Consider the following 17,873-nt stretch of genomic DNA (forward strand, 5'->3'; position numbering starts at 1 on the left):
GCCGGAGATGGAAGCACCGCAAGGTGTGGAGTCGACCGGTACTAATAGGCCGAGCGACTTAACCAACACACAACCATGATCCGAGATCCTGCTTGTGTGCTCGCGTCCCTGTGCGGTTCCCAGAAAACAGCTGGTAGAATCTGCACTATAATTCAAAAGACTTTGCGGCGGTATTTGCGTAGGGGAAACACCCGGTCCCATCCCGAACCCGGAAGTTAAGCCCTTCAGCGCCGATGGTACTGCATGGGAGACTGTGTGGGAGAGTAGGACACCGCCGCAATTATTTGTTGAGAGGCCCTGGACATTTGTCCGGGGCCTTTCGCTATTTTATAGGTATGACGCGTGTGTGGCTGGTCAGGCATGGTCAGAGTGAGTCGAACGCTGGGTTTCCGAGTGGTTCGCCGGGTGGTTCTCCGTTGACGGAGGTGGGTCGCCGGCAGGCGGCGCATGTGATGACGGCTTTCCGTGAGGCGCCGGATCTGATTGTGGCGTCTTCTTTTGTGCGGGCGAAGCAGACGGCGGTTCCGACGCGGTTGCGGTTTGTTGAGTCGGCGTATGAGGAGTGGCCGGTGGAGGAGTTCACTTATCTGGGTGATCTGGGTGGGGCGTCGACGGTGGAGGAGCGTCGGCCGTTGGCGCGCCGGTTCTGGGATGGCGCGGATCCGGATTTTCGGTTCGAGGGTGGTGAGTCTTTCTCTGATCTGTTCGGTAGGGCGACGAAATGCCTTGATGATCTGTCGGCTCGTGAGGGTTTCGTCGCGGTGTTCACGCATGGTCTGTTCATGCGGGCTGTGGTCTGGTCGGTTCTGTCAGGGGTGTCGGTGCCGGAGAAGGCTGATCTGGAGCGGTTCCGGTTGTTCGTTCGGAATTTTGTGACTCCGAACGGCTGCATTGTGGAGCTTTCGTTGGGGGAGCGTCGGTTGGTGCGTGCGGGTTCGACGGCGCATCTGCCGGCCGAGATGGTGACGGGTGGTGAGTGATGCCGTTCACGGTGAGTCATGTGGCGGCGGTTCTGCCGTTGCGGCGGGGTGTGTTGTTGCCGTCGGCGTTGGCGGTGGGGGCGATGGCGCCGGATGTTCCGTTGTTCGCTCCGGTGAGTTCCCGCTCGGAGAGCCATGGTCTGGTGGGGCTGTTCACGGTCACGTTGTTGTTCTCGGTGGTTCTTTTCGTTCTGTTCCATGGTCTGTTCAAGCGTCCGTTGTTGGCGTTGGCTCCGTTGGGTTTGCGGGAGCGTTTGACGGTGCCGGCTGGGGCGTTCAGGCTCCGTTCGCCTTGGGACGTTCTCTGGGTTCTGGTGGCGCTTCTGGTCGGGGAGGCCACTCATGTCGCGTGGGATGCCTTCACCCATAGGACGGGGCCTGTCGTTCAGCGGCTGCCGTTTCTCGCCGAGCAGGTCGGTGTTTTCCCGATTTACCGGTATCTCCAGTACGGCTCGGGGGTTTTCGGTCTGGTCGTCCTGGCGGTCTGGGGTGTCCGCTGGTTGCGGCGGGCCGAGCCGGTCGCTGATCCGGCGCCTGCGGCGTCGAGGGCGCTGCGGGTGGTGACCGCGGTCGTGACGGTCGTGGCGGCTCTGGCGGGCGCCGCCCACGGGATCTGGGTGCGGGGTGACGCCGGGCAGCTCCAGCACGGTGTGGTGGGTGTCATGGTCGGCGCGTTCGCCGCGCTGTTCTGCTACGCGGTCGCGGCCGGGGGCCTGTTCAGACGCCCATCGTGAACAGGGCGGCGTGGCCCGCCGCGGCCGTCCGGTCGAAGAAGGCGCGGAGTTCCTCGAAGTGCTCCCAGGCGTAGGCGAGCCCGTCGTCGTCGAGGGCTCCGGGGAAGTCGTCGGGGAGGGCGCGGTAGCGGGCCGTGAAGGTGTCCAGGCTCCAGGTCGACAGTGCCGACGCCACGTCCTTGACCTCGTGCGGTGCGATGTAGGCGACGGTTCCGTCGGTGTCGGACAGGAACTCTTCGCCGCCGAGGACGGCCAGGCTGAGCGGGTACGCGTCGCCGTCGAGGGTGCCGTCGGTGAGGCACCGGTGGATCACGTCCCATGCCTGGTCGGATTCGACCAGGTCGCCGTCGGCCGCTTCGATGCGGTCGAGCAGCGCGACGACCGCCGTCTCGTCGACCGTCGCGTGCAGCGCGTCCTCCTGCTCGGGCGTCAGCGCGAAATGCACCCCCAAACCGATCACAACTCCGCCTTTCCGCCGGTCCCAGGGCCGCCACGTTAGCGTCGCGGCGACCGGCAGGCCAGCCGCCGTCAGCCGACGATCCGGACGGAGCTCGCGCCCTTGGCCGTCGCGACGGTCTCCGCTTCGGCTTCGAGCAGCGCGCGGGGGAGTGGTGTGAACGCCGTGACGGTCAGATCGAGCCGGGAGCCGCTGCGCGCCGTCCGCCAGGTGCCCGCGATCTCCCCGTCGAGCAGGACGGCTCCGGGGTTGCCGAGCGGCCGCCACAGCTCCTTCTCCCTGTCCTTGTCGGGGACGAGGAAGGGCCGGTTCCTGGTCTGCAGGTACGGGTCGCCGGGCGGGAGCAGCCGCAGCAGCCCGGACGCCGCGGCGGCGGACAGCAGCGCGCTGGCCTCGGCCTCGGGGAACCAGAGCGGGACGCCGTCGACGTCGACGTGGACGAGCCCGTCCGGCCAGGCCGTTTTCGCGGCGGTCACCGTGGTGCCGAGGAACTTGGCGGTTTCGGCGGGGGTGCCGGGGCCGAGCAGCCGCAGATAGGTCGCGAGGTAGCCGGCGGTACCCGACGCCGCCGCGGGGACGGGGAACGGGTCGGGCAGCGGCGCGATCAGGGTCTTGCCCCGGTCGACGGCCAGCCCGACCCCGCCGAACAGCCCGGCCTGCTGGAACAGCGCGCCCGAGATGTGCTGGGATCCGCAGGTCTTGCACCAGAAGGTCAGCTCGGCCGGTACCAGCGCGCTGACGGCCCTGCTGACCTCCCCTTTCGGGAGCTCCGTCCGCACGGTCGCACGGAACGCCTCGGCCGCCGCCTGGAACGCCGCGATCCCCAGCTTCGCCCCGTCTTTGATCACGGAGCTGTTGATCCGGGCGGTGGCGTCGGCGTCGCTCAGCGGCCAGAGTGCACTGGCCAGCGCGGAGAGGTCGGCCTTACGGTGGAGATGGGGTGCGCCCCGCACCCCCCAGACCAGCGGCAGCCCCTCGTCGGACGCCCCGCGCGCCGCGAGCGCGAGCCGGGCCGACCCGTACGGCGTGTCCTGGACACCCAGCGCGAGCACCTCCGGTTCGGCGGAGGACCGGTCGAACCGGTGCGCCGCCACCCGGTAGGCCAGCACCTGGGCACGATTGGTCGTGATCTTCTTCGCACTGGAGATCGTCACCCCTCCAGAGTAGGCAGAAGCTGCGGCAGGATGTCCGCTATGACGATTGATCAGTGGCGTGTCCAGTTCGATGCCGAGGTGGAGTTCGCCAACGGCGGCGCGCTCCAGGCGCAGGAGTTCCGGCTGGACATCCCCGGAGACGACATCTCCGACGAGGAGCTGGGCGCGCTGTTCGTCCGGCATATGGGGCTGCTCATGGTCGGCACCGTGCGGATCTCCAACAAGACGTTGATCAAGGAGCTGCACAAGGGTTCGCGGGGGACCGCGACGGACGTCCAGGGTCGGCGGGTGGTCGAGCTCAGCCACCAGATCACCGACGGGATGATCACCTACCCGGGGCTGCCCGCGCCGAAGATCGGCGTGCACCTCTCGCATGAGGAGTCCCGCCGGAACTACGCGCCGGGCACCGAGTTCCACTTCGCGACCATCGAGATGATCGGCAACACCGGCACCTATCTGGACTCCCCGCTGCACCGGTTCGAGAACGGCGAGGACCTTTCGGGGGTCCCGCTGAGCGCGCTGGCCGATCTGGAGGGGATCGTGGTCAGGGCGGGCGACGTCCGGGAGATCACCCGGGATCTGCTGCTCCCGCACGACGTCCTGGGCCGCGCCGTGCTGATCCATACCGGTCACGCGGCGCACTGGGGCACCGACGGCTACGCGGCCGACCACCCGCATCTGACCGCCGACGCCGCCGAGTGGCTGGCCGCCGAGGGCGCCGCCCTGGTCGGGATCGACTCGCTGAACATCGACGGGACTTCTGGCGGGGAGCGTCCGGCGCACTCGGCGCTGCTGGCGGCGGGCATCCCGATCGTCGAGCATCTGACGGGCCTGGAGCAGCTGCCGCCGCACGGGTTCCGGTTCCATGCCGCGCCCCCGATGATCGTCGGGGTGGGAACCTTCCCGGTCCGCGCCTACGCGGTCATTACCGAGGAGTAACCTGGACGGGTGAGCGACAACCTGTTCCGTGTCGTCCCCGGCCCGCCCAAGCTGGCGCTGCCGGGGCTTCTGCCGGTGTACGAGCTTTATGTCCGCTCCGGCGCGGAACTGCTGCGCCAGCCCGATCCGCTGAGCGCCGAGCTGTGGCTCTCCGCCCAGCTCGGCGAGCTGCACTCCGCCGCGCCCGACGACGAGTCGTATCTGAAGGCCCTCGGCGACCTGATCAAGGTGCAGCGCCGCGCCGGCACCCCCGGCGCGCACGCCTTCCTGTCGGTGCTGGCCGCGATCGGCCCCGCCGAGCTGCGCGCCACGGCCGGGAAGTCGGCCGCGGACCTGCGGAACCCGCTGCTGACCGAGCGTCCGGACTGGCTGGACCTGGTCGGGACGGCCAAGGCCGTCGACGCCGCCTCGATTCAGGACGGCACCCTCGACCGCACCCAGCTCCTCGTCGAGTTCCGCTACCCGGACGGCTCCGGCCACCACGGCCTGTCGGTCTCGCTCTCGGCGGGCCTGCCCGTCCAGCTCGTCGCGGTCGGCGACATGCTGGGGATGCGCACCGAACTGCGCCGCACGCTGGAGGAGGGCGAGGTCGTCGTCGCGACGCTCCCGCTGGAACTGGCCCACGACCTGCTCACCAAGGCGTTCGCCGAGCTCGCCGAAGTGCCGCGCCCCGAACTGACGGCCCCGTTCCACGCCAACCTGACCTTCGCCCGCGACCGCCTCGCCCGTCTGGTTTAGGCGGGGCGCAGGCCCCTGAGCAGGGTCTGCGCGCAGCGATCTACTGCGGCGCCGCGGTAGATCGCGAACGCCATCCCGCACATCATTCCGAACAGGTCGATCGCGGCGAGGTCGGCCCTGACGACGCCCGCGGGCTGGACCTTGGCGAGCAGGGCCTCGAGCTGGCGGAGGTGCGCCTCGTCCGCCTCGGGGGACGCTCCGCCCTTCTCGGGGCCGCCGAGGGCCTTGCGGATCCCGGCGTCGCGGGCCATCGACTCCGACGCCCCGACGACGAACCGGGTGAACGCCTCGGCCGGGTCCTCGACCAGCAGGCACTCCTCGGTCGCGATCCGGCGCTGCTCGACCCACTGCCGGCAGACCTCCTCGATCAGGATCTGCTTGGTGGGGAAGTTGCGGTAGACCGTCCCGATGCCGACGCCCGCGCGTTTGGCGATCGGCTCCATCTGGACGTCCTCGCCCGCCTCCAGGAACACCGCCCGCGCGGCGGCCATGATGCGCTCGCGGTTGCGCCGCGCGTCAGCCCTCAGTTGCCGTCCGTTCTCCATGATGCGCATCACTGTACCCGTCGGCGTTGACAAGCGGAATCAGGGTTCCGTATGTTCCTCGGGTAAGCGGAACCGGAATTCATCTTCCAGTTAAGGTGTGAGACCTATGACAGCCCCCCGCAAGGGACTGGCGCTGGCCCTCCTGGCGGCCACCCAGTTCGTGCTCATCCTCGACGCGTCGATCGTCAACGTCGCCCTGCCGTCCATCGGCCGGGAGCTGGACATGGTCCAGTCGGACCTCTCCTGGATCGTCAACGCCTACACGCTCGCGTTCGGCGGGTTCCTGCTGCTCGGCGGCAGGCTCGCCGACCTCGCGGGCCGCCGGCTGATGTTCATGGTCGGGATGGGGCTGTTCACCGCGGGCTCCCTCGCGGGCGGTTTCGCGTCCACCGCCGAGCTGCTGATCGGCGCGCGGGCCTTCCAGGGGCTCGGCGCGGCCGTCGTCGCCCCCGCGGCCCTCTCCCTGGTGATGACCCTGTTCGCCGAGGGGGCCGAGCGGAACAAGGCGCTCGGCGTGTTCGGCGCCGTCGCCGGTTCCGGCGGCGCGGCGGGCGCGATCCTCGGCGGGGTGCTGACCGAGGCGTTCGGCTGGGAGGCGGTCCTGTTCGTGAACGTCCCGATCGGGCTCGCGGCGATCGCGCTCGCGCCCGTCCTGCTGCCCGAGGCGCGGGACCGTTCGCAGCGCGGCTTCGACCTGCTGGGCGCGGTGTTCGTGACGTCCGGGATCGGGCTCGCGGTCTACGCGATCGTCAACGCCCAGGAGGAGGGCTGGGGGTCGGCGACCACGCTCGGCGAGCTGGTCGGCGCGGCCGTCCTGGTCGGGCTGTTCGTGCTGGTCCAGGCCAGGAGCGCCAGCCCGCTCGCACCGCTGCCGGTGCTGGCGAAGCTGGGCCGCTCCAACCTGGTCAGCTTCATGATCGCGGCGTCGATGATCCCGGTGTTCTTCACCATGACCATGTACGTCCAGCAGGTGCTCGGATACGAGCCGCTGAAGGCGGGGCTCGCGCAGACCCCGGTCGCGCTGGCCGTCGCGGTCGCGGCCGGGCTGACCTCCAACCTCGTCACCCGGTTCGGGCCGAAACTGCTCGCGGCCGGCGGCTTCACGGTCGTCGGGATCGGGCTGCTCTGGTTCGCGCAGCTCGGCGCCCCCAACGGCAGCTACCTCGAGGACGTCCTCGGGCCGTCGCTGGTGCTCGGGTTCGGCGGCGGGATGACCTGGGTGGCCTCCAGCGTCGCCGCGACGATGGGCGCCGCGCCCAACGAGGCCGGGCTGGCCTCCGGGCTGCTCAACACCACCCAGCAGATCGGCGGGACGCTCGGCCTGGCGATCCTGGTCAGCGTCGCCGCCTCGGTGACGTCCGGCTCGGACGCTCAGCACCCGGCCGTCGCGTTCGCCGAAGGCTTCCATGTGGCCCTGCTCGTCGGCATCGTCTTCGCAGCCGCCGGAGCCCTGCTGTCCCTCAGCCTGAAGCCCGCCCCGCAGGACGCGCTCCAGAAGGTCCCGGTCGCCGTCTGAGCGTCAGGATCATGGTGTCGGGGGGCCGCTGATCGCGGCCCGCCGGACCGGCGAAGGCCTTATGTCATAAGGCATTGTCGCGTTTCTGCCTCGTCGGTGGTTGAAGGGTTTCCGACGAATGTCGGCGCCCGCCTTCAGGTCGGCGGACTAGAACGATCTCTTTCCTTCTGGAAATCTCGGCAGCCCGCACCCGCAGGGACGGAGCGCCTGGTCAGGCGCTGGTAAAGCCCCGGCGGCGTAATGCCCTGTGACCCCCCCTACCCTGGGAGTGGAATAGTCAAATGATCGACTCTGTTGATGATTCTGTTACCCCAGTGTCAAAGTGTCACCCGGAGGATTCATGGAAACCGCCATCCAGATGGTGTGCCTCGAATGCGACAGCCCCCTGAACTTCACCGAGACCTATGTGGACGGGGAGCTGGCGACCCTCCGGTACGACCACCCGATGCGCCCCGGCGGCGACTGGGACCACGAACCGCTGCCCGCGCTCGCCGACCCCAGGGCCGTCGCCCTGACGGGCTGCGACTGCTGCGGGATCACCGCGCCGACCCCGCGCGGCTTCGTCAACACGTGGGAGCTCGACGAGGCGCGGCCCGTCCGGCTGCACTCCGGCGACCGCACCTTCGACTACTCCTCCCCCTGGTCGGTGTGCGCCGCCTGCTCGGCCGCGATCGCCGACGACGATCTGAAGCTGCTGCTCGCCCGTGCCGCGGAACACCACAAGGTGCCCGAGGGCGTCTCCGTGGAGCAGCGCGCGGCCGGTCTGGAACTGACGCGGGACCTGCTGCTGGCCTTTCTGGCGGCCCGTCCCCGACTCAAGCCGTAAGTGTTTGATTACTTTCGTGTGAACTAGCTCACGGCCCCCGCGTTACAAACCCAAGGGGCAACAGGTCTAACCTCCCGTAGGGGTCACCCCTCGGTCGGGTCATGTGCGCGCACACGGCAGACTGGAAGCCCCAGCAGGACGGGTCCGACCAGACGGACACCGAACGTCACACCGGGAGAGCGGGAGAGCAATGTCCGACTTCGGGCTTGAGCACAAGGGCGGGCGTCTGCCCCTGGAAGTAACCGAGGCGACCGAGGGCCCTGGCGGTCTCGGAATCTCGAAACTTCTGAAAGAGACGGGCTACGTCACCCTCGACCCGGGGTTCGTGAACACCGCTTCCTGCGCGTCCGCGATCACCTACATCGACGGCGACGCCGGCATCCTGCGCTACCGCGGGTACCCCATCGAGGAGCTGGCCGAGAAGTCGACCTTCCTCGAGACCTCCTACCTCCTCATCTACGGCGAGCTGCCCACCCCGGCGCAGCTGTCGGACTTCGAGGAGCAGATCAAGCACCGCACCCTGCTGCACGAGCGGTTCAAGTCGTTCTTCTCCGGCTTCCCGTCCTCCGCGCACCCGATGGCGGTCGTGTCGTCCGCGGTGTCCGCGCTGGCCACCTACTACCCGGACTCCCTCGACCCGTTCGACAAGGAGCAGGTCGACATCTCGACCATCCGGCTGATGGCCAAGCTCCCCACCATCGCCGCGTACGCCTACAAGTCGTCCGTGGGGCAGCCGCTGCTGTACCCGGACAACTCGCTCGGCTACGTCGAGAACTTCCTGCGCATGACGTTCGGCTTCCCGGCGCAGAACTACGAAGTCGACCCCGAGATCGCCAAGATCCTCGACATGCTGTTCATCCTGCACGCCGACCATGAGCAGAACTGCTCGACCGCGACCGTGCGCATGGTGGGCTCGTCCAACGCCAACCTGTTCTCCTCGGTCTCGGCCGGCGTCAACGCGCTGTGGGGCCCGCTGCACGGCGGCGCCAACCAGGCCGTCCTGGAGATGCTCCAGGGCATCCACGAGAGCGGCGACGACGTCCGCACGTTCGTGAACAAGGTCAAGAACAAGGAAGACGGCGTGAAGCTCATGGGCTTCGGGCACCGCGTCTACCGCAGCTACGACCCGCGCGCCGCGGTCGTCAAGAAGGCCACCCGCAAGGTCCTGGACTCGCTCGGCGTCTCCGACCCGATGCTCGACCTCGCCATGCAGCTCGAAGAGGTCGCGCTGGCCGACGACTACTTCGTGGAGCGCAAGCTCTACCCGAACGTCGACTTCTACACCGGCGTGATCTACAAGGCGCTCGGCTTCCCGGTCAACGCCTTCACGGTGCTGTTCGCCCTCGGCCGTCTTCCCGGCTGGATCGCCCAGTGGCGTGAGATGATCACCGACCCGGCCACCAAGATCGGCCGTCCGCGCCAGGTCTACGTCGGCTCCCCGGAGCGCCACTACCCCGCGTAGTACGCGCCTCCGAGCTCGGTGAAGCCCGCCCTCCCGTTGGGAGCGGCGGGCTTCGCTGTTCCCGCCGTTATTGGACGGTCTGGTGGGTTTGGGTGGGTTATGGCACAGTGGCCGCTCATGATGGAGCATGGGGTGATCGGCGGGGTCCTGGCCCTCGCGCTGGCGGCGCCCGCACCGGTGCTGGCGCCGGTGTGGACGAGCAGGACCGCGGTGCCCGACAAGTTCAGCGCGATCGTGGCGCCGGACGCCAAGAACGTCTGGGCGTTCGGGGGGTCGCACGGCGACCACCGGGGCAAGCCGCTGGCCTACCGGAAGTCGGGCGCCGGGTGGAAGCGGGTCGCGCTGCCGTCGGGGCTCCGCGGCAGCATCGAGCTGGCCAGCGCGGCGTCGGCGAAGGACATCTGGGCCGTCGGATCGGATCTGGCCCATGCCAAGCCGACCTATCTGCTGCACTGGAACGGGACGCGGTGGAGCGTCCCGCGGCGGTGGGACGGGCGGGCGGTCGTCTCCGTCGTCGCCACCGGCAAGGGGCGGGTCGTCGCCTTCGACGGGGGCAGGGCGCGGGCGCTGCGGTTCGACGGCAAACGCTGGAGCACCCTGAAGACCCCGGACTCGGTCTGGGCGGCGGCGTACGGCGGCAAGACCCTCTGGGCGCAGACCCTGAGCGACAAGGGGAAGGTCCGGATCTTCCGGTACGCGGGCGGACGGTGGAAGCTCAGCGACCCGGGGGCGCTGCTGCCGCGCGGCGGGAAGGGCATGACGATCGTCAGCGGGCTCGCGGCGGCCGGCGGCGAGGTGTGGCTGTCGGCGTTCCGGCTCGCCGACCTGGCCGAGCCCAGCGTCGACGGCGCCCAGCAGATCCTGCTGCGCTTCCGTGACGGCGCGTGGAAGGCCGTCACACCGGTGCCCAAGGCCGGGCTCGGCAAGCCGCTCCCGGACGGTAAGGGCGGGCTCTGGTTCGTCGGGTCGCCGTTCAGCGAGTCGGCCGACCCGACGACGGTGCTCTACCACCGCACCGCCGACGGCCGCTGGGCGTCGAAGACGGCCGGACGGGTCGTCGGCACGGACTCCGGGATCGACGACGTCGTCCGGATCCCCGGCACCGGCACGTTCCTCGGCGCGGGCAGCGCCGGCACCAAGGGCGGCGGCTACGACGCGGCCGTCTACCAGATCAAGGCGGGCTGACCGGTCAGCCCTTGACGGGACGAGGCGGGCCGGCGAGCCGTGCGCGGAGCACGCCGCCGACCCCCTTCGCGCTCGCCAGCAGGAGCGTCGTCCAGTCGAAGTACTCCCGCCACAGCGTGATCTTGCCGTCGCGGGTCTCGAACGTGCCGCACACCCAGAACTCCGACCGCCACGCGCCGCGCTCCAGCACGTCGGTCCGCTCGGTCAGCACGGTCGTCCCGTTCGCCGCGATGTGGTGCAGCCGCGCCTCGAACCCCGTCGCGTACTTCGCCATCAGCCGCAACTGCCGCTCGACGGCCTTCTTCCCCCGCGCCGCCGGCAGCGGAACATTCTGATAGAACACCCCGTCCGCGAGCAGCGCCACCGCCGCATCCACATCGAGCTCCTCCAGCGCACCGAGAAACGCCCGCACCGTCTCGACCGAACTCTGCTCCGCCATCTCCGCCATCGCCACTCCCGGGGTCTAGGGCTACTCCGCTCACCGTAGCCGGGCCGGCGGCCGCCGTGGGGGAGCGGCGGGCCAGTGACGGCGGTCATATTTCATGGTAATCCAGTATGAATAGTTGACTTGGTAGGAAATAGCTGGTTCTCTCGTCTTCAGAGCCGCTTCGGCCCCCCTAGCAACCCCCCTAAGCAAGGAAGCACCATGCGCAGACTCAGGTACGCCGCACTCGCCGTCACCCTCCTGGCCACCACGGCGCTGACCGCCTGCGGGGGGTCGGACGAGACCACGAAGACGGCCGACGGGTCGACCGAGCTGCGGTACCAGGGCGCGGCCGGGACCGTGCACCCCGCCGAGCTCGCCGAGAACCTCGGGTACCTGCCGGGGCTGAAGCTCAAATGGGTCGGCAACACGATCTCCGGGCCGCAGGACATCCAGTCGGCGGCGTCCGGGCAGACCGACTTCGGCGGCGCGTTCAACGGCGCGGTGATCAAGCTGATCGCCCGGAAGTCGCCGATCGAGGCCGTGATCAGCTACTACGGCAGCGACAAGGACACCTACATGGGGTTCTTCAAGCTCAAGGAGAGCCCGATCAAGGGGCCGCGCGACCTCATCGGCAAGAAGATCGGCGTCAACACGCTCGGCGCCCACGCCGAGGCCGTCATCCGCGAGTACCTGAAGCGCGGCGGGCTGAACGAGGACGAGATCAAGAAGGTGGAGCTGGTCGTCGTCCCGCCGGTCAACGTCGAGCAGTCGCTGCGGCAGAAGCAGATCGACGTCGCGCAGCTCGGCGGGATCCTGCGCGACAAGGCCGAGGCGCGCGGCGGAGTCGAGGTGCTGTTCAAGGACACCGACCTGTTCGGCGAGTTCGACGCCGGCTCGATCGTGCTCCGCAAGGACTTCATCAGCAAGCACCCGGCCGAGGCCAAGACCTTCGTCACCGGAGTCGGCAAGGCGCTCGACTGGGCCCGCACCACCCCCCGCGACCAGGTCATCACCAAGCTGAAGGAGATCGTCTCGGCCCGCGGCCGCAACGAGGACCTGCAGACCATCGGCTTCTTCAAGGGCTACGGGGTCAGCGCGCCCGGCGGCGTCATCGCCGACAAGAACTTCCAGATCTGGATCGACTGGCTGACCAAGGCCGGCGAGATCGAGCCGGGCGTCAAGGCCGCCGACCTTTACAGCAACGAGTTCAACGCCGCCGCCGGAGCCACCAAGTGACCGCCCAGCCGAAGATCAGCATCCGGGGCGTCACCAAGACGTTCGGGGTGCGGGGCGCGAACCTGGGACGGCCCGCCGAGTTCACGGCCGTCAGCGAGATCGACCTCGACGTGCGGACGGGCGAGTTCCTGACCCTGGTCGGCCCGTCCGGCTGCGGCAAGTCCACCCTCCTCGACCTGATCGCCGGGCTGACGAAGCCCGCCACCGGCGAGATCCTCCTCGACGGCGAACCGATCACCGGCCCCGGGCTCGACCGGGGGATCGTCTTCCAGCAGTACGCGCTGTTCCCGTGGCGCACCGCCCAGGGCAACATCGAGTTCGGGCTCGAGGCCAAGAAGATCCCCAAACGGCAGCGGAGGGAACGCGCGAAGGAGTTCCTCGACCTGGTCGGGCTGACCGGGTTCGAGGACCGCTACCCCCACGAGCTCTCCGGCGGGATGCGGCAGCGCGTCGCGATCGCCAGGTCGCTGGCGTTCGACCCCGACGTCCTGCTGATGGACGAGCCGTTCGCCGCCCTCGACGCCCAGACCCGCGAATCGCTCCAGGAGGAGCTGCTCGGCATCTGGGAGCGGACCGGCAAGACCGTCGTGTTCATCACCCACGGCATCGACGAGGCCGTCTACCTGGGCCAGCGCGTGGCGATCATGACCTCCCGGCCGGGACGGATCAAGGAGATCGTCGACGTCTCGTTCGACACCCGCGAGGGCGACCTCCGCGCCGACCCGCGGTTCGGCGAGTACCGGCACCACATCTGGACCCAGCTCCGCGACGAGGTCGCGGCGGCGCAGGCGAACGAACGCGAGGCGGTGAACTCCGTTGGCTGACACGACGCTGACCCAAGCCGAACTGACCCAAGACGAGCTGACGACCCAAGACGAGATCGTGCCGACGGTCCACGAGGCCACCCTGCTCGAGGTCAAGGGCAACGAGCCCGCGGCGGCCGTCGTCGCGGCGGCGGGCCCGTCCCGCGCGGTGACGACCGGACGGGCCGTGCTGCGCGGCGTCCGCAGCGTGCTGGCGATCGCCCTGTTCCTGGCCCTCTGGGAGATCGTGCCCAGGACCGGGCTGGTCGACCGGGTGTTCGTGCCGCCGTTCTCCGAGGTGCTGGTCGCGCTGAAGGACCTCGCCCAGAGCGGCGCGCTCTGGGAGCACACCAAGGCCAGCCTCCTGCGGTCGTTCGCCGGATTCGTGATCGCGCTGGGCGTCTCCGTGCCGCTCGGGCTGGTGCTCGGCTGGTACAAGCCGGTCGCCGACTTCCTCAACCCGCTGCTGGAGGTGTTCCGGAACACGGCCGCGCTCGCCCTGCTCCCCGTGTTCGTGCTGCTGCTCGGGCTCGGCGAGACGTCCAAGATCTCGATCGTGGTCTACGCGTGCGCCTGGCCGATCCTGCTCAACACGATCGCCGGCGTGAAGGGGGTCGACCCGCTGCTGATCAAGTCGGCGCGCTCGCTCGGCCTCCCCGCCCACCGGCTCTTCCAGAAGGTGATCCTGCCCGCCGCCGTGCCGACGATCTTCACGGGCGTGCGGCTGGCCGGCGCCTACTCGATCCTCATCCTCGTCGCCGCCGAGATGGTCGGCGCCAAGGCCGGGCTCGGATTCCTCATCAACGACAGCCAGTTCAACTTCCGCATCCCCGACATGTACGCCGGGATCGTGGCGATCTCCGCCATCGGCCTGGCCGCCAACCACCTGCTGCTCCGGCTGGAGCGGCGCTTCTCTACCTGGAGGACGAACCAGTGAGCCGCGAACTCCATCTCAACGCTTTCATCATGGGCGTCGGGCACCACGAGGCGGCCTGGCGGCACCCGAGGACCGACCCGGCGAACGTCACCGACGTCAAGCACTACCAGCGGATCGCGCAGACGGCCGAGCGCGGCAGGCTCGACTCGGTGTTCTTCGCCGACGGCGTCGCCCTGTTCGGGAACGTCCGGCTGAACGCCACCGGCGCGCTGGAGCCGATCACGCTGCTGGCGGCGATCGCGGCCGTCACCGAGCACATCGGGCTGATCGCGACGGCGTCGACGACCTACAACGAGCCGTACACGCTGGCCCGCAAGTTCGCCTCGCTCGACCACATCAGCGGCGGCCGCGCCGGCTGGAACATCGTCACCTCCGCCAGCGAGCCCGAGGCCCACAACTTCGGGATCGAGCGGCCCGACCACGGCGACCGGTACGCCCGCGCCGACGAGTTCCTCGAGGTCGCGCTGAAGCTCTGGGACTCCTGGGAGGACGACGCCGTCCTGCGCGACAAGACGTCGGGGGAGTACGCCGACATCGGCAAGATCCATGAGATCGGCCACGAGGGGCCGCACTTCAAGGTCCGCGGGCCGCTCAACGTGCCGCGCGGCCCGCAGGGACGGCCGCTGCTCGTCCAGGCGGGCTCGTCGGAGACCGGCAAGGAGTTCGCGGCCCGGTGGGCCGAGGCCGTCTTCACCGCCCAGCAGACCCTCGCCGAGGGCAAGGCCTTCTACTCCGACCTCAAGAGCCGTCTGGCCCGCTACGGCCGCCGCGAGGACGAACTGCTGGTGCTGCCGGGGATCTCCCCGTTCATCGGCTCCACCGAGGCCGAGGCCAAGCAGCTCGAGCGGGAGTTCCAGGAGCTCACCAACCCGGTCTACGGGCTGTCGCAGCTCTCGTCGATGCTGGGCGTCGAGCTGACCGAGGCCGATCTGGACGGGCCGCTGCCCGAACTGCCGCCCACCACCGAGGGCGGAAAGTCCCGGTTCGACCTCGTCACCGATCTGGCGCGCCGCGACGGCCTCACCGTCCGCCAGTTGATCGGACGGCTCGCGGGCGGCCGCGGCCACCGGGTGATCGCCGGTGCGCCCGAGCAGATCGCGGACCAGATCCAGGAATGGTTCGAGAACGGCGCCGCCGACGGATTCAATGTGATGCCGCCGCATTATCCGGCCGGAATCGAGGACTTCGTCGACCACGTCGTGCCGATCCTCCAGGCCAGAGGGCTGTTCCGGAGGGAGTACCGTGGTGCGACGCTGCGCCAGAACTACGGTTTGGAGCGTCCGGAAAGCCGCTACGCCACGCCCACGGAGCTGGCGCGAGCTTGATCATTAGGGCATGATCGTGCCCCTGCGGGGGCGCGATTGTGGTCCAGACCACTTACTGCAAGGTAAGTTCCCAGCTCAGGCGGCTTGGAACGGTACTTAGTTAACATTGGGTTTACAAAAGGGCAATCGACGCGAAATCGCGGCTCAGCAGACTCTCCTTGCAAGCAACACCCCGCTGCTTCACATCCCTCGCAGACCACGCAAGGACTTCCATGAGCTTCAAGGCTGAGTACATCTGGATCGACGGCACCGAGCCCACCGCCCAGCTGCGGTCGAAGACTCGCGTCCTTGCGGACGGCGCCGAGCTGCCGATCTGGGGCTTCGACGGATCCTCCACCAACCAGGCCGAAGGCTCCTCCTCCGACTGCCAGCTCAAGCCCGTCTTCTCCTGCCCCGACCCGCTGCGCGGCGGCGACAGCGTCCTGGTCCTCTGCGAGGTCCTGAACGTCGACGGCACCCCCCACTCCAGCAACCACCGCGCCCTCCTCACCCCGATCGCCGAGCAGTTCGCGGACCAGGAGTCCTGGTTCGGCATCGAGCAGGAGTACACCCTCATGAAGGACGGGCGTCCGCTCGGCTTCCCCGAGGGCGGCTACCCGGCCCCGCAGGGCCCCTACTACTGCGCCGCCGGCGGCAACTACGTCTTCGGCCGCGACATCGTCGAAGAGCACCTCGACGCCTGCATCGCCGCCGGTCTGAAGATCTCCGGCATCAACGCCGAGGTCATGCCCGGCCAGTGGGAGTTCCAGATCGGCCCGGCCGGCCCCGAAGAGGTCTCCGACCACATCTGGGTCGCCCGCTACCTCGCGCTCCGCATCGCCGAGAAGCAGGGCGTCCAGTTCTCCCTCGAGGCCAAGCCGGTCAAGGGCGACTGGAACGGCACCGGCGCGCACACCAACTTCTCCACCAAGGCGATGCGTGAGGGCTACGACCCCATCATCACCGCGTGCGAGGCGCTCGGTGAGAAGTTCCTCGAGCACGTCAAGGCCTACGGCACCGGCACCGAGGAGCGCCTCACCGGCGCCCACGAGACCGCCAAGTGGAGCGAGTTCTCCTACGGCGTCTCCAACCGCGGCGCCTCCGTCCGCCTGCCCTGGCAGGTCGAGATCGAGCGCAAGGGCTACCTCGAGGACCGTCGCCCCAACGCCGACATGGACCCGTACATCGTCACCCGCATGATCACCAACACCTGCTGCACCGCCCTGGAGAAGGCCGGCCAGGTCTGACGCCCAGAGCCCAGTTCCACCGCCCGGCCCCCCGCAGCACCGCTGCGGGGGGCCGCCGCGTTTTCCAGACCAACTCTCCGCCGACCCCGGCGCGGGTCAGTCGGACGAAGCGCGCGGCAGCGGCTCCTGCGCGACGGCGGCGGCGCGGTCCATCTGGGTGGACAGTTCGCGGGACCGTTCGGTGCGGCGCTCCAGCTCGTCCTTGTCGGACGACCAGGACGTGCGTTCGGTCGGGACCGTGCCCAGCAGCTCGGTCAGCAGGGAGGCGAGGACCGCGTCACGCTGGCGCGAGGTCCACTCACGAGGATCGCTCATGGTGACAACCATCTCACGCGTTGTACCGGTTTCTCCGGTGGTTGCGCACAGTCGCCCCAGCGGCAGGGCGCGGGCTCAGCCCCAGCCGAGCGAGGCGCTGCCCGCGGGGCCGCCGCCCGCAATCCGGACCTTGACGCCCTTGGCCGCCAGATAGACCGGGCCCGCGTAGTACTGGTAGACGCCGCGGTCGCCGATGGCCTTGTTGTCGGACTGGCGGCGGATCTTCACCCAGATGTTGGTCTTGCGGTCCAGCGCGACCGTCTTCAGGGTGACGACGCACTTGACGCCGGTGTTCGCGTTGACCATCTGCACGATGCGCCCGCCGGAGAAGTTCGTCATCCGCTGCAGCTTGAACACGCCCTTGCCGCCCGAGTTGCAGACCTGGGTGGCGGTGTAGGGGTTCTTCGGCTTCGGAGTCGGTGTGGGCGTGGGCGTCGGGGTGGGTGTCGGGGTCGGCGTCGGGGTGGGTGTGGGGGTGTCGGTGGGGGTCGGGACGGGCGGGGGGACGACGCCGGAGTCGGTCGGGGTCGGGGTGACGCCGCCCGGGGTCTGGCTGTTCGTCGGCTTGGCCGTCGGGTCCGTCGCGTTCTTGGACGCGGTGGGGGACGCGCCGCCCGGCTGGGTCTCCGACGTCGCCTTCGCGGAGTTCTCGCCGGCTTTGACCAGCACCCTCTGGCCCCCAGGGCCCTGGGCGGCCAGCGAGGGCGAAGGGTCGGGGGAGCCGTCGCCGCTGAGGGCGGCCCACCCCGCGGTGCCGAGGACGGCCAGCAGCGCCACCGCCAGGAACACCCACCGCCACCCGGCCAGCTCCACCACGAACCCGGCGACCGAGGGCCCCACCAGCGACGGCACCAGCCACGCGCCCGCGAACGCCGCGAACACCTTCGGATGCAGCTCCGCCGGGTAGGCCTGGCCGACCACCACGTACATGGCGACCGTGGCGAGCCCGCCGCCGAACCCCATCACCACCCGGCCCGCCACCAGCATCCCCATCCCGTCGGCGAACCCCGACAGCAGGAGCCCCGCGACGAACGCGGCGACGCCCGCCCAGAGCGGGGCGGCCGGGCC

General features: G+C 69.3%; 19 protein-coding genes and 1 rRNA gene. 14 read left to right on the top strand and 6 right to left on the bottom strand.

All coding sequences use genetic code 11. The features are described from left to right. The first annotated feature begins 163 nt into the window (after positions 1-163). The 3 genes from rrf to ACYVE7_RS13275 all read left to right on the top strand — a co-directional run bounded on the left by rrf (position 164) and on the right by ACYVE7_RS13275 (position 1,714). Positions 164-280, top strand: a 5S ribosomal RNA gene (gene rrf / locus ACYVE7_RS13265). 55 nt (positions 281-335) lie between these two features. Then, positions 336-980, top strand: a complete 645-nt coding sequence (locus ACYVE7_RS13270) for a histidine phosphatase family protein (RefSeq protein ID WP_460364951.1) — start codon at positions 336-338, stop codon at positions 978-980. Beyond that, complete coding sequence (locus ACYVE7_RS13275; RefSeq protein ID WP_460364952.1) at positions 980-1,714, top strand: DUF4184 family protein; 735 nt, start codon at positions 980-982, stop codon at positions 1,712-1,714. The genes ACYVE7_RS13270 and ACYVE7_RS13275 overlap by 1 nt, the downstream gene beginning before the upstream one ends. Here ACYVE7_RS13275 and ACYVE7_RS13280 read toward each other — a convergent pair. Next, a complete protein-coding gene (locus ACYVE7_RS13280) occupies positions 1,698-2,174 on the bottom strand; it encodes a YfbM family protein (RefSeq protein ID WP_460364954.1) in 477 nt (158 codons plus the stop codon). The genes ACYVE7_RS13275 and ACYVE7_RS13280 overlap by 17 nt on opposite strands. A gap of 68 nt (positions 2,175-2,242) precedes the next feature. After that, positions 2,243-3,325 (bottom strand): DNA glycosylase AlkZ-like family protein, encoded by a 1,083-nt coding sequence (locus tag ACYVE7_RS13285; protein ID WP_460364955.1) that lies wholly within the window; start codon positions 3,323-3,325, stop codon positions 2,243-2,245. 39 nt (positions 3,326-3,364) lie between these two features. Here ACYVE7_RS13285 and ACYVE7_RS13290 point away from each other — a divergent pair, with 39 nt between their 5' ends. Both ACYVE7_RS13290 and ACYVE7_RS13295 read left to right on the top strand, forming a co-directional pair. Beyond that, complete coding sequence (locus ACYVE7_RS13290; RefSeq protein WP_460364956.1) at positions 3,365-4,264, top strand: cyclase family protein; 900 nt, start codon at positions 3,365-3,367, stop codon at positions 4,262-4,264. Positions 4,265-4,273: 9 nt separating this feature from the next. Next, positions 4,274-5,002: a hypothetical protein gene (locus ACYVE7_RS13295; protein WP_460364957.1), complete on the top strand. Its 729-nt coding sequence runs from the start codon at positions 4,274-4,276 to the stop codon at positions 5,000-5,002. Here ACYVE7_RS13295 and ACYVE7_RS13300 read toward each other — a convergent pair. Further along, positions 4,999-5,547, bottom strand: coding sequence for a TetR/AcrR family transcriptional regulator (locus tag ACYVE7_RS13300; protein WP_460364958.1), 549 nt, complete (start codon positions 5,545-5,547; stop codon positions 4,999-5,001). The two genes, ACYVE7_RS13295 and ACYVE7_RS13300, sit on opposite strands and share 4 nt — an antisense overlap. 106 nt (positions 5,548-5,653) lie before the next feature. Here ACYVE7_RS13300 and ACYVE7_RS13305 point away from each other — a divergent pair, with 106 nt between their 5' ends. From ACYVE7_RS13305 to ACYVE7_RS13320, 4 genes are all read left to right on the top strand, one after another. Continuing rightward, positions 5,654-7,063, top strand: coding sequence for an MFS transporter (locus ACYVE7_RS13305; protein ID WP_460364959.1), 1,410 nt, complete (start codon positions 5,654-5,656; stop codon positions 7,061-7,063). Between the two features lie 340 nt (positions 7,064-7,403). Next, a complete protein-coding gene (locus ACYVE7_RS13310; protein WP_460364960.1) occupies positions 7,404-7,889 on the top strand; it encodes a hypothetical protein in 486 nt (161 codons plus the stop codon). A gap of 190 nt (positions 7,890-8,079) precedes the next feature. Next, positions 8,080-9,351: a citrate synthase gene (locus ACYVE7_RS13315; protein WP_460364961.1), complete on the top strand. Its 1,272-nt coding sequence runs from the start codon at positions 8,080-8,082 to the stop codon at positions 9,349-9,351. Positions 9,352-9,468: 117 nt separating this feature from the next. Then, positions 9,469-10,536, top strand: a complete 1,068-nt coding sequence (locus ACYVE7_RS13320) for a hypothetical protein (protein ID WP_460364962.1) — start codon at positions 9,469-9,471, stop codon at positions 10,534-10,536. A 4-nt stretch (positions 10,537-10,540) separates the two neighbouring features. On the opposite strand, the gene ACYVE7_RS13325 is transcribed toward ACYVE7_RS13320, so the two are convergent. Beyond that, positions 10,541-10,984 (bottom strand): limonene-1,2-epoxide hydrolase family protein, encoded by a 444-nt coding sequence (locus ACYVE7_RS13325; protein WP_460364963.1) that lies wholly within the window; start codon positions 10,982-10,984, stop codon positions 10,541-10,543. A gap of 198 nt (positions 10,985-11,182) precedes the next feature. Here ACYVE7_RS13325 and ACYVE7_RS13330 point away from each other — a divergent pair, with 198 nt between their 5' ends. The 5 genes from ACYVE7_RS13330 (at position 11,183) to glnII (ending at position 16,490) form a co-directional block, all read left to right on the top strand. After that, on the top strand, positions 11,183-12,199 hold the full coding sequence (locus tag ACYVE7_RS13330) for an ABC transporter substrate-binding protein (protein WP_460364964.1): 1,017 nt from the start codon (positions 11,183-11,185) through the stop codon (positions 12,197-12,199). Further along, on the top strand, positions 12,196-13,023 hold the full coding sequence (locus ACYVE7_RS13335) for an ABC transporter ATP-binding protein (RefSeq protein ID WP_460364966.1): 828 nt from the start codon (positions 12,196-12,198) through the stop codon (positions 13,021-13,023). The genes ACYVE7_RS13330 and ACYVE7_RS13335 overlap by 4 nt, the downstream gene beginning before the upstream one ends. After that, positions 13,016-13,939 carry an ABC transporter permease gene (locus tag ACYVE7_RS13340; RefSeq protein ID WP_460364967.1) on the top strand — a complete coding sequence of 308 codons (924 nt, stop codon included), beginning with the start codon at positions 13,016-13,018 and terminating at the stop codon, positions 13,937-13,939. The genes ACYVE7_RS13335 and ACYVE7_RS13340 overlap by 8 nt, the downstream gene beginning before the upstream one ends. Further along, entirely contained in the window at positions 13,936-15,264 is a 1,329-nt protein-coding gene (locus ACYVE7_RS13345) for an LLM class flavin-dependent oxidoreductase (RefSeq protein ID WP_460364968.1), read from the top strand. Before ACYVE7_RS13340 ends, ACYVE7_RS13345 begins: the two co-directional genes overlap by 4 nt. Before the next feature lie 212 nt (positions 15,265-15,476). Then, positions 15,477-16,490: a glutamine synthetase GlnII gene (gene glnII, locus ACYVE7_RS13350; protein ID WP_344832831.1), complete on the top strand. Its 1,014-nt coding sequence runs from the start codon at positions 15,477-15,479 to the stop codon at positions 16,488-16,490. Positions 16,491-16,586: 96 nt separating this feature from the next. Here glnII and ACYVE7_RS13355 read toward each other — a convergent pair whose 3' ends face one another. Beyond that, positions 16,587-16,805 carry a hypothetical protein gene (locus ACYVE7_RS13355; RefSeq protein ID WP_460364969.1) on the bottom strand — a complete coding sequence of 73 codons (219 nt, stop codon included), beginning with the start codon at positions 16,803-16,805 and terminating at the stop codon, positions 16,587-16,589. Between the two features lie 75 nt (positions 16,806-16,880). Then, on the bottom strand, positions 16,881-17,873 hold a 993-nt coding region (locus ACYVE7_RS13360), incomplete at its 5' end, for an MFS transporter (protein ID WP_460364970.1).

This window comes from Actinocorallia lasiicapitis (genome assembly GCF_054778695.1).